Here is a 16,128-nt window from a genome sequence, read left to right on the forward strand (position 1 = left end):
GTGCACGAAATATTCGATATGCTGCTGGCGGTCTTCGATCGCGCGGCATTAATGCTGATTTGCCTGTTCTTCCTGATCCGTATCCGCCTGTTCCGCGAGCTGCTGCATAAATCGGCCCACTCGCCGCGCGAGCTGCTGGCCGTGACCGCCATTTTCTCAATGTTTGCCCTGTTCAGCACCTGGTCCGGGGTGCCGGTGGAGGGCTCCCTGGTCAACGTGCGCGTAATTGCCGTGATGTCCGGCGGGATCCTGTTTGGCCCCTGGGTCGGGATCATCACCGGCGTCATCGCCGGGACCCACCGTTACCTGATCGATATCGGCGGCGTGACGGCGATCCCCTGCCTGATCACCAGCATCATCGCGGGCGTGCTGTCGGGCTGGATCAACCGTAAGGTTCCCAAAAAGCAGCACTGGCGGGCGGGCATTATCGCCGGGATGATCTGCGAAACTCTCACCATGATCCTGGTGGTGGCCTGGGCACCGACCATTGAGCTTGGGCTGGATATAGTGTCGAAAATCGGCATCCCGATGATCCTCGGCAGCGTCTGCGTGGGCTTTATCGTGCTGCTGGTACAGAGCGTGGAGGGCGAAAAAGAGGCCAGCGCCGCCCGTCAGGCCAAGCTGGCGCTGGATATTGCCAATAAAACCCTGCCGCTGTTTCGCGATATTAATGTCGAATCCCTGCGTCAGGTGTGCGACATCATCCGCACCGACATTCACGCCGATGCGGTGGCCATTACCAATATTAATCGGGTGCTGGCCTACGTGGGCGTGGGGGAGCATAACTACCGGGATAATGACGATACCGTCAGCCCCACCACCCGCCAGGCCATCAGCGATGGCAAAATCATCATCAAGAATAACGATGAAGCCCACCGCACCCCGGAGATCCACTCCATGCTGGTGATCCCGCTGTGGGAAAAAGGGGTCGTTACCGGCACGCTAAAAATTTACTACTGCCACGCCCACCAGATTACCTCCTCCCTGCAGGAGATGGCGGTCGGGCTGTCGCAGATTATCTCCACCCAGCTGGAGGTGTCCCGTGCCGAGCAGCTGCGGGAGATGGCTAACAAAGCCGAGCTGCGCGCGCTGCAGAGTAAAATCAATCCCCATTTCCTGTTCAATGCCCTGAATGCCATCTCCTCGTCGATCCGCCTCAATCCGGACACCGCCCGGCAGCTGATCTTCAATCTGTCGCGCTATTTGCGCTACAACATTGAGCTGAAGGATGATGAGCAGATCGACATCAAAAAAGAGCTCTACCAGATTAAGGATTACATCGCCATCGAGCAGGCGCGCTTTGGCGATAAGCTCACCGTCATCTATGACATTGATGAAGAGGTGAACTGCGTCATCCCGAGCCTGCTGATCCAGCCGCTGGTGGAGAATGCCATTGTTCACGGCATTCAGCCGCGCAAGGGCAAAGGCGTGGTGACGATAAGCGTGGCGGAGTGCGGCAACCGCGTGCGGGTGGCGGTACGCGATACCGGCCACGGTATCGATCCCCAGGTGATTGAGCGGGTGGAGTCAAACGAGATGCCCGGTAATAAAATTGGTCTGCTGAATGTTCATCACCGCGTTAAGCTGCTTTATGGTGAAGGGCTGCACATTCGCCGCCTGGAGCCGGGCACCGAGATCGCTTTTTATGTGCCCAATGAACGGTCTCCCGTTCATGCGCAGACGTTGTTATCGCCCTGGAGAGAGTGACCCATGAAAGTCATCATTGTGGAAGATGAAATACTCGCGCAACAGGAGCTGAGCTGGCTTATCAAAGAACATAGCCAGATGGAGATCGTCGGCACCTTTGAGGACGGGCTGGACGTGCTGAAATATCTTCAGCACAACAGGGTCGACGCCATTTTTCTGGATATCAATATTCCGTCGCTGGACGGCGTGCTGCTGGCGCAAAACATCAGTCAGTTTGCCAGCAAGCCCTTTATCGTCTTTGTCACCGCGTGGAAAGAGCATGCGGTGGAGGCCTTCGAGCTGGAAGCCTTCGACTATATTCTCAAGCCGTATCAGGAGTCGCGGATCGTCAGTATGCTGCAAAAGCTTGAGCAAGCCTGGCAGCAGCAATCCGGCGCGGGACAGGTCGCCGCCTCGCCGATCACGCGCGAAAATGACACCATCAATTTGATCAAGGATGAGCGCATCATCGTGACGCCGGTGGACGATATCTACTACGCCGAAGCGCATGAGAAGATGACCTTTGTCTATACCCGTCGCGAGTCGTTTGTGATGCCGATGAACATCACCGAATTCTGCGGCAAGCTGCCGACCAGCCATTTTTTCCGCTGCCACCGCTCATTTTGCGTCAACCTGCATAAGATCCGCGAGATCGAGCCCTGGTTTAACAACACCTACATTTTGCGGCTGAAGGATCTGGATTTTCAGGTGCCGGTGAGTCGCAGCAAGGTGAAAGAGTTTCGCCAGCTGATGCACCTGTGAGGATGGTCCCCGGCGAACGGACGTTCACCGGGGAGGAAGGATTACAGCACCTGTCCCAGGGTCTGACGCAGATGCGCGCCCGCGCCCAGCAGGCCCGGGTTGTCATGGACAATCAGGTATACCGGGATATCGCGGACGTAGTCGCGGAAGCGGCCCTTGTCTTCAAAGCCGCCGCGGAAACCGGAGGATTTAAAGAAGTCGAGGAAGCGCGGCACAATGCCGCCCGCGATATAAACCCCGCCAAAGGTGCTCAGATTCAGCGCCAGGTTGCCGCCAAACCGCCCCATGATCACGCAGAACAACGACAGCGCGCGACGACAGTCGGTGCAGCTGTCTTCCAGCGCACGTTCGGTCACGTCTTTCGGCTGCAGGTTTTCCGGCAGTCGCCCGTCGGACTTCACGATCGCCCGGTAGAGATTCACCAGCCCAGGGCCAGAGAGCACGCGCTCCGCCGACACGTGGCCCAGTTCTGCGCGCAGCTCTTCGAGGATAATGCCCTCTTCTTCGCTGTTCGGCGCGAAATCGACGTGGCCACCTTCCCCTGGCAGGCTGATCCAGCGCTTGTCGACGTGCACCAGATGCGAGACGCCCAGCCCGGTGCCGGCGCCATAGACGGCGATCGGTTTACCTTCCACCGGCTGGGTGCCGCCGAACTGGATCAGATGCTCCGGCTTTAACATCGGGATCGCCATCGACACCGCAGTAAAGTCGTTAATAATTTCCAGATGCGCAAACCCGAGGTTCGCTTTCATCTCCGCCGTGGAAAAGGCCCAGGTGTGGTTGGTCATCGCCACCCAGTCACCGGTAATCGGGCAGGCAATAGCGATACTGCCATCCTCCACGCTGACATCATGCTCGGTCAGATAGACACGAACCACCGCTTCAAGGCTGGGATAATCCAGCCCGGAATAGGTTTTGGCGCGGGAGATCTCCCCCGTATTGACGTCACATAACGCCAGACGCGCGTTAGTGCCTCCTACATCTCCTACCAAAGCATACTTTGTCATTCTTCTACTGCTCCGCTAAAGTCAAAATAACTCTTTGGCACACTCTAAATTCAAGGCCCGATAACAACAACGGCCTGAATAAAAGCACCCCAGGATAATCGATCTTCGTCACAGAATAACTTTACCGTTTCAGCACCATTTGCACTATTAGCATCAGTCTGAGCGTGCAAAGTAATGACCGCCATTTTTTACAAGGAAATCATCATGCTCCATCCGCGAGCCAGAACGATGCTGCTGTTGGCCCCTCCCGCGCTGATTATTGGCGTCGCCTCCAGCCTGATTCTGATTGTGATCATGAAAGTTGCCTCCGTATTACAGGCAGTACTTTGGACGTCATTACCTTCCGCAGTCGGCCTTAACGCGAGTTCTCCGACCTGGGTGGTGTTGACCCTGACCCTGACCGGCATCGCCGTGGGGCTGGTGATCCGCTACAGCCCCGGTCATGCCGGGCCGGACCCGGCGACAGAGCCGCTGATTGGTGCCCCGGTGGATACAGCCGCCCTGCCCGGGCTGATTATCGCCCTGATTATTGGCCTGGCGGGGGGCGTCAGCCTCGGGCCAGAGCATCCGGTGATGGCGGTGAATATCGCACTCGCCGTTGCCGTGGGATCGCGCGTGTTTCCCCGGGTCAACGCCCTGGACTGGACCATTCTCGCCTCGGCGGGCACCATTGGCGCGCTGTTCGGCACGCCCGTCGCGGCGGCGCTGATATTTTCCCAAACCCTGAGCGGCAACACCGAGATCCCCCTCTGGGATCGCCTGTTCGCCCCACTGCTTTCCGCTGCTGCGGGTGCCCTGACCACCAGCCTCTTTTTCCATCCCCACTTCTCCTTGCCCATCGCCCATTACAGCCAGATGCAGCTGGCCGATATCTTTAGCGGGGCGATTGTCGTCGCCATCGCCATCGCGCTGGGGATGGTGGCGGTCTGGTGCCTGCCGCGCCTGCACCGGCTGATGCATCGCCTGAAGCACCCGGTACTTATCCTCGGGACAGGTGGGTTGATTCTGGGGATCCTCGGCGCTATCGGCGGCAATATCACGCTGTTTAAAGGGCTGGATGAGATGCAGCAGATGGCATTCAGCCAGCTGTTCAGCGTTTCAGATTATCTGCTCTTCACGCTGATCAAACTGGCGGCGCTGGTGGTGGCAGCAGCCTGCGGTTTTCGTGGTGGCCGGATTTTCCCGGCGGTGTTTGTCGGTGCCGCGCTGGGGTTGATGCTGCATGAGCACGTCGAGGCGGTCCCGGCGGCGATTACCGTTTCCTGTTCGATTCTGGGGCTGGTGCTGGTTGTCACACGGGATGCATGGCTGAGCCTGTTTATGGCGGCAGTGGTGGTGCCAGACACCACCCTGCTGCCGCTCCTCTGTATCGTGATGCTGCCCGCCTGGCTGTTGCTGGCGGGCAGACCCATGCTGGCTGCCTCTAACGAGGATAAATAATCAGGCGCTTTTACGCGCTTCCAGCGCCTGGATGATGCCACTCAACAGCGGTGGAACATCGGCTTTCGGCAGCATGACCTCAATCAGCGAAAGCCGTTCCGGGTGCGCCACTCTCTCCAGCACCTCTTCCAGCTGCACCGCCTCACTCACCCGCCAGCACTCGGCCTGACAGTTCAGGCTGAGGGCCTGCGGGATCTGCGTCCAGTTCCACAGCGCAATGTCGTTATAGCGCTGATTCGGGCCATGAATGGCGCGCTCAACCGTGTAGCCTTCGTTGTTCAGGACCATGATCACCGGGCACTGTTTGTCCCGCAGCATCGAGCCCAGCTCCTGGATAGTGAGCTGCGCCGCGCCGTCGCCGGTAATCGCAATCACGCGGCGATCCGGACAGGCCGTCTGCGCGCCATAGGCGGCGGCAAGGGTATAGCCAATCGAGCCCCAGATCGGCTGAACGATAAAATTCACCTCCTCAGGTAAACGCAGCGCGCCCGCACCAAAGGCGGATGTTCCCTGGTCGGCGAGAATAATATCCCCCGGGCGAATAAAGTTTTGCAGCGTTTTCCAGAAGCTGTCCTGGCTCAGCGTCCCGGGGTGAACAGCATGCAGTTGCCGGGGCTGACGGGTCTCTGTAGTGGCGCTGGCGTACTGATGGCACAGGCTGGAGAGGACCTCAATCGCCTGAGTCATCGGGATCCCGGTGTACCAGACATCCCCGATCCGCGAGGCGTGCGGCTGTACGTCGATCGTCTGCTGATGCGTGAGCTTGTGGGTGAACCCGGCGGTGAGCGTATCGGTAAAGCGCGTCCCCACGCAGATCACCGTATCGGCGCCTTCAATGGCCTCGTTGACCCCGGCGGCACTGGCAGAGCCGCTGTAGGTGCCCGCGAAGCCCGGTTTGCGCTCGTCAAAGATCCCTTTCCCCATCAGCAGGGTGGCGTGGGCCATCGGCGTCTGCTCCACCCAGCGCTGGAGCTGGCTTTTCAGGCCGTAGCGCAGGACGAGGAAATCGGCCAGCAGCGCGGTGCGCTCACTGGCCGCCAGTCTTTTCTCTGCCGCCTGGCGGAAGGCATCGAGGCGGAAACTGTCGCTTTCATATATACGATCAATGAGAGCGCTTACAGGCGGGGTGGCAGGTTTTTTTGCCACATCGGCCGGCAGCATGATGTAGCCCGGACGGCGCTCCCGGAGCATTTCGGTCAGCACCCGGTCGATTTCATAGCAAGCATTCTGTTCGGTAAGGTGCGCCTGGGCGACGGTCACGGGCTCACTCATTTTATAGAAGTGACGAAACTCGCCATCACCCAGCGTATGGTGCAGCAGTTCCCCTCTTTTCTGCGAGGCGCTGCCCGGCGCGCCCACGATATGCAGAACCGGAACATGTTCGGCGAAACTGCCCGCAATACCGTTCATGGCGCTGAGCTCGCCCACCCCAAAGGTGGTCAACAGCGCGGCAAAACCTTTGCAGCGCGCATAGCCATCGGCGGCGTAGGCCGCATTCAACTCGTTAGCACAACCCACCCAGCCAATATCCGGGCTGGCGATAACGTTATCAAGGAACTGTAAGTTGTAGTCGCCTGGCACGCCAAACAGGTGATCGGCACCACAATCTGTAAGGCGGTCCAGCAGGTAATCGGCGACGGTGTAGGGGGTAAGCATGACTGTTATCCTTATAATGTTGACGTCACTTTGAGTATTGAAGAAGCATGATAGCTGTCCAGGAATGGCGATATTCAGATCATGGAAACCATGCTTTACATATTTTTGCGCGCTACTCTGTGTGCCTCAGTCGTGGTGTAAACGTATACACTGAAAGACTATCTGACGCAGAGGGAAAAACTCATGGTTTATCAGGCGGAGCAAAATCGTTATCAATCAATGTTGTATCAACGATGCGGGCAAAGCGGTCTTAAGCTGCCTGCCATCTCCCTCGGGCTGTGGCACAACTTCGGCGATGCCACGCTGATCGAAAACAGCCGTCAACTTTTACATCGTGCTTTCGATCTGGGGATTACCCATTTCGACCTTGCCAATAACTACGGTCCACCGCCGGGATCGGCGGAGCGTAACTTCGGCCGGATCCTGCAGGAAGATTTCGGCAATTTGCGTGATGAGCTGATCATCTCAAGCAAAGCGGGCTATACCATGTGGGAGGGGCCGTACGGCGACTGGGGGTCGCGTAAATACCTGATTGCCAGCCTCGATCAAAGCCTGAAACGCATGGGGCTGGAGTATGTCGATATCTTCTATCATCACCGCCCGGATCCGGAAACGCCGCTACGGGAGACCATGAAAGCGCTCGACCATCTGGTGCGTCAGGGCAAGGCACTGTACGTCGGACTGTCCAACTACCCGGCGGAGCTGGCCCAACAGGCCATCGACATCCTCGACGATCTGGGCACCCCGTGCCTTATTCACCAGCCAAAGTTTTCTATGCTGGAACGCGCTCCGGAAGAAGGATTACTGGATGTGCTTACGCAGAAAGGAGTGGGATGCATTGCGTTTTCGCCGCTCGCAGGCGGCCAGCTTACCGACCGTTATCTGAACGGTATTCCGGCAGATTCCCGCGCCGCCAGCGGCAGCCGCTTCCTCAACCCGGATCAGGTCACCGACGAGAAGCTGGAAAAAGTGCGCCAGCTCAATGCCCTGGCCGAACGCCGTAACCAAAAATTGTCGCAGATGGCGCTGGCCTGGGTATTACATCACGAGGCCATCACCTCGGTGCTGATCGGTGCCAGCAAAACGGCGCAAATCGACGATGCGGTGGGGATGCTGGCGAATCGTCACTTCACCCCTGAGGAGCTGAGCGAAATAGAATCAATCCTGAGCAGCGTTATTTAAAAGCACTTTTAGCAAAAAGTGCTACGCCTTCTGAATTAGGAGTTAAAGCGATTATCCGGGGCTTTACCGCCCCTTAATATTGCGTTAACAAGCCGCTTACGGCTCCGATCGTGAAGGAGAATAATAATGTTCAGGTCCCTGATTCTGGCAGCAGTATTAATGGCTTCAGCCCCGCTGGTCGCTAATGCTGGCGAAATCACCCTGTTGCCATCCGTAAAATTACAAATTGGCGATCGCGATAATTACGGTAACTACTGGGACGGTGGCGGCTGGCGTGACCGCGGCTACTGGCATCGTAATTATGAATGGCGTGGCAAACGCTGGCACAAACATGACAACGGCTACCACCGTGGCTGGGATAAACGTAACGCCTATGAACGCGGCTACCGTGAAGGCTGGCGCGATCGTGATGACCATCGCGGCCGCAAAGGTCACGGTCATGGCGGACACGGTCATCGTCACTAATACGAAAAAGGCGCCTCACGGCGCCTTTTTTATAATCCCAACGCAGTGCCGATAAGCAGCCACAGATTCAACGCCACCACCAGCACCACTATCGCCCACCCTGCCCGTTTCACCAGCACGCTGTTCACCAGATCGCCCATCAACGTCTTATTACTGGTGAACACCAGCAGCGGCACCAGCGCCAGCGCAATACCAAAGCTCAGCAGCACCTGGCTCATCACCAGAATGCGGGTCGGATCGAGCCCCATCAGGATCACAATAAAGGACGGCAGCATGGTGACGGCACGACGCACCCATAGCGGAATATGGAAGCGCACAAATCCCTGCATCACCACCTGTCCCGCCAGGGTACCGACCACCGTTGACGAAAGACCCGCTGCCACCAGGCTCAGGCCAAAAATGGTGGCCGCGGCGTGGCTGAGTAACGGTTCGAGGGTCAGATAGGCCTGATCCAGATCGGCCACACCGGTATGACCGTTAAAGTGGAATGCTGCCGCGGCGGTGGCCATCATCGCCAGGTTAACAAACCCGGCGATGGTCATGGCGATCGCCACATCCCATTTGGTTGCAGAATAACGCTCATGCCGCGACCCATCGTGCAGGTTCTGGGTCAGCGAGGAGTGCAGATAGATTACGTGCGGCATAATGGTGGCGCCCAGCACCCCGGCCGCCAGGAACACCGCTTCCGTGGTGGGCAGGCTCGGGATCGCCATCCCTTTGCCGAGCTGGACGACGTCAGGCTGGGAGAAGATCAGCTCAACGATATAGGCCGCCGCCACGAACAGCAGCAGGCCGCCAATCACTTTTTCGAGCGGTTTTTGCCCGCGGCGTTGCAGCATCAGGATCAGGAAGGTGGCAATACCGGTTAACACCGCCCCCTGAAGGAGCGATACGCCCAGGATCAGCTTAAAGCCGATTGCGGCACCGATAAACTCCGCAAGGTCGGTCGCCATGGCGATAATTTCGGCCTGCACCCAGTAAAACCAGACCAGCGGACGCGGATAGTGGTCGCGGATCTGCTCTGCGAGGTTTTTGCCGGTGGCGATGCCCAGTTTTGCCGACAGCACCTGGATCATCATCGCCATCAGGTTAGCCCACACCACCACCCACAGCAGTTTATAGCCGAAGCTGGCCCCGGCCTGAATGTTGGTCGCAAAGTTACCGGGATCGATGTAGCCAATAGCGGCAATAAACGCAGGTCCCATTAATGCAAACCGCATTTTGCGTGCTGCTTTGCCACTGCTACTCTCATCAATGCGACTGTTGGTCATTTTTGCCTCAGAAATATAGCCTTTGCTATGTTTAATGCTATCAAAATGCGAATGATTATCAAGTTCATTTAAAATGGTTATATTGATTACAGTGATAGCGAAGAACAATAAGCAGGCTGAAAACGTGGAAAGGCTGCCAAACGATAAATACACGCAACCTTTGTGAAGCGTAGCACACAAACTTAACTTTTAACTCATTTACACAACATAACAAAAACGTATCGTATGTCACTATTTTTGAGTCTCGTCACAGGACGTGACTATAGTGTGGCTTTGATCTCGTTTTCTTTACGCTTGTTTCATAGAATGTGCAGCGAAATTAAACCTGCCTCATATTTGGAGCAAATATGGACCGCGTCCTACATTTTGTCCTGGCACTTGTTGTCGTTGCCGTGCTTGCGTTGCTGGTCAGCAGCGATCGTAAAAAAATCCGCATTCGTTATGTTATTCAATTACTCGTTATTGAAGTTCTGCTCGCGTGGTTCTTCCTGAACTCCAACGTGGGTCTGGGTTTCGTAAAGGGCTTCTCCGAGATGTTCGAAAGCCTCCTCGGCTTTGCCAACGAAGGGACTAACTTCGTATTCGGTAAAATGAACGATGAAGGTCTGGCGTTCTTCTTCCTGAAGGTTCTGTGCCCTATCGTCTTCATCTCTGCCCTGATCGGTATTCTGCAGCACATTCGCATTCTGCCAATTGTGATCCGCGCTATCGGTACCGTGCTGTCTAAAGTGAACGGCATGGGCAAACTGGAATCTTTCAACGCCGTAAGCTCCCTGATCCTCGGTCAGTCTGAGAACTTTATCGCCTATAAAGATATCCTCGGCAAAATGTCCCGCAACCGCATGTACACCATGGCGGCTACCGCAATGTCTACCGTTTCCATGTCTATCGTGGGCGCGTATATGACCATGCTGGAGCCAAAATATGTGGTGGCTGCACTGGTTCTGAACATGTTCAGCACCTTTATCGTTCTGTCCCTGATCAACCCGTACCGCGTGGATGAGAGTGAAGAGAACCTGCAGATGGCGAATCTGCACGAAGGTCAGAGCTTCTTCGAAATGCTGGGCGAGTACATTCTGGCAGGTTTCAAAGTGGCGGTTATCGTTGCCGCGATGCTGATCGGCTTTATCGCCCTGATCTCCGCGCTGAACGCCCTGTTTGCTGCTGTGCTGGGTATCTCCTTCCAGGGCATTCTGGGTTATATCTTCTACCCGGTCGCCTGGGTGATGGGTGTCCCGGCAAGCGAAGCGCTGCAGGTGGGCAGTATTATGGCAACCAAACTGGTTTCTAACGAATTCGTCGCCATGATGGATCTGCAGAAAATCGCCGGTTCCCTCTCCCCGCGCGCTGAAGGTATCCTCTCTGTCTTCCTGGTCTCCTTCGCCAACTTCTCTTCTATCGGCATCATCGCGGGTGCGATTAAAGGCCTGAACGAAGAGCAGGGTAACGTGGTCTCCCGCTTCGGTCTGAAGCTGGTTTACGGCTCTACGCTGGTCAGCGTCCTGTCTGCGTCTATCGCTGCACTGGTCCTGTAATCAGCTCAAAAAAAACCGGGGACTTATCCTCCCCGGTTTTTTTACGTCTGTTATTCACTGAGCGGTTGCGGTTTACCTATCAGATACCCCTGCAGATAATCCACCCCCGAGGCGAGCAACATCTCACGCTGCTCCTCCGTTTCGACAAACTCCGCCACCACACACAGCGATCGGGTCTTCGCCAGATTGCAGATCGATTTCACAATCATCGCATCCATACTGTCGCTACAGATATCCTTCACGAAGCAGCCATCAATCTTAATGACGTCCGCCTGCAGGCGCTTGAGACGTTCGTAATTGGCATAGCCGGTCCCGAAGTCGTCGATGGCAAGTTTAAAGCCATAATGACGCAGCTGCTGAATGTTGGCGATGCTGACTTCGGAATTCGAGAAGGCCTGCTCTTCGGTCACTTCGATGATCACCGTCTGCGGTTTCACCCGGTAGCGTTCAAACAGAGCAATGATCTCCGCCGCGACCTCTTTCTGCATCAGCGTCAAAGGCATCAGGTTCACCGAGAAACGCGCGCAGCGGTCTTCCGAGGGATGATCCCGCAGCCATACCAGTACCGCTTCCACCACGCTGATATCGAAGCGCCGGCTCAGGTTAAATTGCGCCACCAGCGGCAGAAACTTATCGGGCGTCAGCAACTCGCCTTCACTCTCCAGCCGCGACAGGATTTCGTGGTAGCCCACCCCATCGCCCCGCTGGATCGGTTGGGCATAGAGACGTAAACCGCCCTCATCCAGGGCCCGTTTCACCCGGCTAAGCATCAGGACGCGCTCGGTCGTCTGCCCCGAGACCGTCTCAAGGCTGTTATTCAGCGACAGGACCTGATGCGCCGAGCAGGACTTTTCCGCCAGCCAGCTGAGCTGCCCGAGCGTATGGTAGAGACTTTCGCCGCACTGGTATTCCACGCCTCCCCAGGCGGCGCCAAACTCAATGTCCAGCCCGGTGTTGTTCCAGTAGATTTTACGGCTGTTGAGGTGATCCACGATGTGCTGTAACCGCGCCCCGGTTTCCGGGCCGCTCAGCACCACCACCAGTTCGTTACCGGGGATCTGGAATACCTGTTCATTAGGCATCAGCAGCGGCTGCAGCTGGCGAATAATGGCGCGTTTACACTGGACGCGCATCATCAGGCCATAATGACGGCTCAGGAATTCCAGATTATCCATCCGCAAACAGCACAGGGTGGTGCCCTTGTTGTCCGTCAAAAAGGATTCCAGGGCGCGCAGGTTACGTAAACCGGTCAGCGGATCGATCAGCGCCCTCTCCTGCCAGCCGCGTTTGAGCCATTCGCTGCGCTGATAAATGCGTGACATGTAAGCCAGGCAGATAGCAAAGGAGATCAGGACCGATAGTACGAAGGCCAGCGAGTAGCCGTTCTGCACGCCCTGCAAAAAGTTACTGTTGTAGGTGAGTAACATCAGGGCACTCAGTGCCCAGCCAAGGACAATCAGCGGATAGCGAAAGCGGCTAATGCCAATTGTAAATAAAATGAAAATAACAGGTACCAGATAGCCGGCAATAATATCTGAAGTAAAGGGTAAACAGAGCACAAGAAGGCCAGCAATAAGGCAAAGAAGTAATACAGATGTAAATAACTGGTTTCGGGATGAGAATGAATTATGTATATTTCTTCCCCAGAATGCGCGGGCATAATTAGGATTAATAACCATTCTTATCGGATAATAGAACAACATGGTGAAGATGATAACGGCGCAAACCAGGCTTTGAACATCGACCACATGATAAATTACCGAGCCGCGGTCCGTGAAATTGGCGAGAGTAACGGGAAAATCACATAAATAGCCGGCCAGGAACATTGTCAGTTTTATTACCAGCGGCAGGACAAATCCCAACCACGTAATACGCGCCGCCATGAACCGACTGGGTACGTGGTAGCGCCAGCGCGGCCCCACCTGCCAGCGGAGCATGGCGCAGACTCCCAGCGTGCTGAACACCTGACAAAAGAGCAAGATAAGATCCTGCTTTGCCGACAGTTCCAGGTTCCATTCATTCAGTATGGCGAAGCTGATAATAATTGGCAGGACAGCCTGACGTCCGAATAATAATAGGATCGCCAGCATGACGCTCAGCGGCATCCAGGCAAGATAAACCTCAAAGCCATCGATAACAGATTTCGGGGAAATAAGGCGGGAAAATGGCACGACAATCATGCATAACGCCAGAGCAAGCACAAAGCTTTTTCCGTTAAAATGACTTTTGCTTTTCATTAATTTTATTTAACTATTAACCTGGCGTTATTAAATTCATATTAATCATAGATTCTTTAAAACCCTGATACAACATTCCAGGCCAGGAAAAGTCATTACATTTAGTAAAGTTTTTACCGGAAAAAGCTATTTATTTGTCAATGCGGTGAAACTAAAGGAGTTTATTGCAGGCATAAAAAAAACCCCGCCATTCGGCGAGGGTTCAAATTTTGGTGGAGCTAAGCGGGATCGAACCGCTGACCTCTTGCATGCCATGCAAGCGCTCTCCCAGCTGAGCTATAGCCCCACAATGTTGTTTACGCACCAGACTCTGTTGGGTTCAGAGTTTGGTGGAGCTAAGCGGGATCGAACCGCTGACCTCTTGCATGCCATGCAAGCGCTCTCCCAGCTGAGCTATAGCCCCATCGCGTAAAGCGTGTCGTGTTGACGGGCGGCATAATATGAATTCCCTTGCCGGGTGTCAACGGCAAATTCTCACTCTGGCGTTCAACCGCTGAAAATTCAAGCAAATGAATCACATTGCGAGAACGCTCGCAGCCATGAGTTAATCTTGTCACGTTTTCCAGTAAAACGGTGTTATAAAATGAACCTCTAATTACCCACACTCTTACTCAGGAAATTGCATGATCAAGGAACGAATGACGCCAGAAGAGTTGGCCCGGCTCACTGGCTATAGCCGCCAGACCATCAATAAATGGGTGCGTAAAGAGGGATGGTCCACCTCGCCAAAACCCGGCGTTCAGGGCGGTAAGGCGCGTCTGGTCCATGTTAATGAGAAAGTACGGGAATTTATTCGCAATGCGCGTCGGGCTCCGGAGGCGGCCACATTACCGGAAGCCTCTACGGATAACTCGTTGCAGGCCTTGCTGATCACACTGGCCAATGAAATGACGCCGGCAGAACAGAAACAGCTTACCTCTTTATTACTCCGGGAAGGGATCACCGGATTGTTACAACGCTTAGGGATTCGCGATCAGAACTGATATGAAAAAATTACGTAGCAAAATGACCACCGAAGAGCTGGCGGAGACGCTGGGCGTCGCCAGGCAGACCGTAAACCGCTGGGTGCGCAAAAATGGCTGGAAGACGGAAGGCATTAATGGGGTAAAAGGTGGGCGCGCGCGCCTCATTCTTATTGATGCGCAGGTGAAGGCGCACATCATGAATATTCCGGCCATTCGTAAACGCCAGGCGCTCTACCAGCTGGCAGAAACCGCAGCCAGTTACGGTGACGCTAAGCCCGTGGCGGTGCTTCCTGGGATCATCAATGCGCTGGAGAATATGACCTTAGCGGAACAGGAGCGGCTTGAAACGCTGCTTACCCGGGAAGGGATACAGGGTTTTCTCGTGCGGCTGAGCATTCATCAGCCAGCGGAATAAAAAACGGCAGGGAAACCTGCCGTTTTGTTTTTTACGTCCTGATTACTGCTGGCTTTCGCGCTCAGCAATAAAGTCCAGCGCTCTGTTGATACGCGCCACGCTGCGGGTTTTGCCAATCGCGTGCACCGTAACGTCCAGCGCCGGAGACTGACCTGCACCGGTAACGGCTACGCGCAGCGGCATACCGACTTTACCCATCCCAACTTCCAGCTCATCTGCTGTCGCCTGAATAGCATGATGCACATTCTCAGCGCTCCAGTCGGTAATGGCGGCCAGCTTGTCGCGAACCACTTCCAGTGGCTGACGTGCAACCGGACGCAGATGCTTCTTCGCGGCGTCGGCGTCAAACTCGTCATACTCTTCATAGAAGTAGCGGCAGTTTTCTGCGATCTCTTTTAGGGTCTTGCAACGTTCACCCAGCAGTTTGATCAGGTCGGCCAGCTGCGGGCCGTTGCGGGTGTCGATGTTTGCCTGCTCAATGTGCCACTGCAGCTGGGTTGCAACATACTCTGGCGGCAGGGTATTGATGTAGTGATGGTTCAGCCACAGCAGTTTATCGGTATTGAACGCACTGGCAGACTTCCCTACCGCGCTCAGGGTGAAGAGCTGGATCATCTCTTCACGGCTGAAGATCTCCTGATCGCCATGGGACCAGCCCAGACGCACCAGATAGTTGAGCAGCGCTTCCGGCAGATAGCCATCGTCACGGTACTGCATTACGCTGACCGCGCCATGGCGTTTGGACAGCTTTTTACCGTCGTCGCCGTTGATCATCGACACGTGAGCATAAACCGGAACCGGTGCATTCAGCGCTTTCAGGATGTTGATCTGACGCGGGGTGTTGTTAATGTGGTCTTCGCCACGCACCACGTGGGTGATCGCCATATCCCAGTCATCAACCACAACGCAGAAGTTATAGGTTGGAGAACCGTCAGTACGGCGGATGATCAGATCGTCCAGCTCCTGGTTGCTGAATTCGATCGGGCCGCGGATCTGATCGTCAAAGATGACCGACCCTTCCTGCGGGTTTGCGAAACGCACTACGCACGGCTCATCCGCGGCGTGATGCTGATGATCGTGGCGGCAGCGACCGTCATAACGTGGCTTTTCATTATTCGCCATCTGCTCTTCGCGCAGGGCTTCCAGACGCTCTTTTGAGCAGTAGCACTTATAGGCTGTACCCGCTTCAAGCATCTCATCAATAACCGCGTTGTAGCGATCAAAACGTTTAGTCTGGAAATACGGGCCTTCATCCCACTCCAGATTAAGCCAGTTCATACCATCCATGATGGCTTCGATTGCTTCCGGCGTGGAGCGTTCGAGATCGGTGTCTTCGATACGCAGCACAAACTCACCGCCCTGGTTGCGAGCAAACAGCCAGGAATAGAGAGCAGTACGCGCGCCGCCGACGTGCAGATAGCCGGTCGGGCTTGGCGCGAAGCGAGTTTTGATTTTCATGAAGTGGCCTTACAGTGATAAAGATGCCGACAACCGGCATATCCTGGAA

At 55.4% G+C, this 16,128-nt stretch carries 13 protein-coding genes and 2 tRNA genes; 8 read left to right on the plus strand and 7 right to left on the minus strand.

The annotated features are described in order from the left end of the window. Both SOM40_RS16590 and SOM40_RS16595 read left to right on the plus strand, forming a co-directional pair. Nucleotides 1–1,707 carry a sensor histidine kinase gene (locus SOM40_RS16590; protein ID WP_166183240.1) on the plus strand — a complete coding sequence of 569 codons (1,707 nt, stop codon included), beginning with the start codon at nt 1–3 and terminating at the stop codon, nt 1,705–1,707. Between the two features lie 3 nt (nt 1,708–1,710). Continuing rightward, nucleotides 1,711–2,448 carry a LytR/AlgR family response regulator transcription factor gene (locus SOM40_RS16595; RefSeq protein WP_320530372.1) on the plus strand — a complete coding sequence of 246 codons (738 nt, stop codon included), beginning with the start codon at nt 1,711–1,713 and terminating at the stop codon, nt 2,446–2,448. A gap of 41 nt (nt 2,449–2,489) precedes the next feature. Here the strand turns inward: SOM40_RS16595 and glk are convergent, their stop codons facing one another. After that, nucleotides 2,490–3,455 (minus strand): glucokinase, encoded by a 966-nt coding sequence (gene glk, locus SOM40_RS16600; protein ID WP_312080191.1) that lies wholly within the window; start codon nt 3,453–3,455, stop codon nt 2,490–2,492. 204 nt (nt 3,456–3,659) lie between these two features. Between glk and SOM40_RS16605 the strand changes: the two genes are divergently transcribed. Then, entirely contained in the window at nt 3,660–4,895 is a 1,236-nt protein-coding gene (locus SOM40_RS16605) for an ion channel protein (RefSeq protein ID WP_320530373.1), read from the plus strand. Here the strand turns inward: SOM40_RS16605 and ipdC are convergent, their stop codons facing one another. Further along, nucleotides 4,896–6,551, minus strand: coding sequence for an indolepyruvate decarboxylase (gene ipdC / locus SOM40_RS16610; protein ID WP_320530374.1), 1,656 nt, complete (start codon nt 6,549–6,551; stop codon nt 4,896–4,898). It lies immediately after the preceding gene. Between the two features lie 183 nt (nt 6,552–6,734). Here ipdC and SOM40_RS16615 point away from each other — a divergent pair, with 183 nt between their 5' ends. Both SOM40_RS16615 and ypeC read left to right on the plus strand, forming a co-directional pair. Continuing rightward, complete coding sequence (locus tag SOM40_RS16615; protein WP_320530375.1) at nt 6,735–7,733, plus strand: aldo/keto reductase; 999 nt, start codon at nt 6,735–6,737, stop codon at nt 7,731–7,733. 126 nt (nt 7,734–7,859) lie between these two features. Beyond that, nucleotides 7,860–8,198 carry a DUF2502 domain-containing protein YpeC gene (gene ypeC, locus SOM40_RS16620; RefSeq protein WP_106994681.1) on the plus strand — a complete coding sequence of 113 codons (339 nt, stop codon included), beginning with the start codon at nt 7,860–7,862 and terminating at the stop codon, nt 8,196–8,198. Between the two features lie 29 nt (nt 8,199–8,227). On the opposite strand, the gene SOM40_RS16625 is transcribed toward ypeC, so the two are convergent. Beyond that, nucleotides 8,228–9,469, minus strand: a complete 1,242-nt coding sequence (locus tag SOM40_RS16625) for an Nramp family divalent metal transporter (protein ID WP_106994735.1) — start codon at nt 9,467–9,469, stop codon at nt 8,228–8,230. Between the two features lie 347 nt (nt 9,470–9,816). Here SOM40_RS16625 and SOM40_RS16630 point away from each other — a divergent pair, with 347 nt between their 5' ends. After that, nucleotides 9,817–11,004 carry a NupC/NupG family nucleoside CNT transporter gene (locus tag SOM40_RS16630; RefSeq protein ID WP_166183252.1) on the plus strand — a complete coding sequence of 396 codons (1,188 nt, stop codon included), beginning with the start codon at nt 9,817–9,819 and terminating at the stop codon, nt 11,002–11,004. 50 nt (nt 11,005–11,054) lie between these two features. Here the strand turns inward: SOM40_RS16630 and SOM40_RS16635 are convergent, their stop codons facing one another. The 3 genes from SOM40_RS16635 to SOM40_RS16645 form a co-directional block, all read right to left on the minus strand. Next, on the minus strand, nt 11,055–13,241 hold the full coding sequence (locus SOM40_RS16635) for an EAL domain-containing protein (protein WP_320530376.1): 2,187 nt from the start codon (nt 13,239–13,241) through the stop codon (nt 11,055–11,057). A gap of 210 nt (nt 13,242–13,451) precedes the next feature. After that, nucleotides 13,452–13,527 (minus strand) — tRNA-Ala (locus SOM40_RS16640). Nucleotides 13,528–13,568: 41 nt separating this feature from the next. Then, a tRNA-Ala gene (locus SOM40_RS16645) sits at nt 13,569–13,644 on the minus strand. A 220-nt stretch (nt 13,645–13,864) separates the two neighbouring features. Between SOM40_RS16645 and SOM40_RS16650 the strand changes: the two genes are divergently transcribed. Both SOM40_RS16650 and SOM40_RS16655 read left to right on the plus strand, forming a co-directional pair. After that, nucleotides 13,865–14,224 (plus strand): YfeC-like transcriptional regulator, encoded by a 360-nt coding sequence (locus SOM40_RS16650; RefSeq protein WP_106994678.1) that lies wholly within the window; start codon nt 13,865–13,867, stop codon nt 14,222–14,224. 1 nt (nt 14,225) lies between these two features. Then, nucleotides 14,226–14,621: a YfeC-like transcriptional regulator gene (locus SOM40_RS16655; RefSeq protein WP_106994677.1), complete on the plus strand. Its 396-nt coding sequence runs from the start codon at nt 14,226–14,228 to the stop codon at nt 14,619–14,621. Between the two features lie 42 nt (nt 14,622–14,663). On the opposite strand, the gene gltX is transcribed toward SOM40_RS16655, so the two are convergent. Next, nucleotides 14,664–16,079 (minus strand): glutamate--tRNA ligase, encoded by a 1,416-nt coding sequence (gene gltX, locus SOM40_RS16660; protein WP_106994676.1) that lies wholly within the window; start codon nt 16,077–16,079, stop codon nt 14,664–14,666. Nucleotides 16,080–16,128 lie beyond the last annotated feature (49 nt).

This window comes from Leclercia sp. CFBP8987 (genome assembly GCF_034044995.2).
In the GTDB taxonomy this organism is placed as follows: domain Bacteria; phylum Pseudomonadota; class Gammaproteobacteria; order Enterobacterales; family Enterobacteriaceae; genus Enterobacter; species Enterobacter tamurae.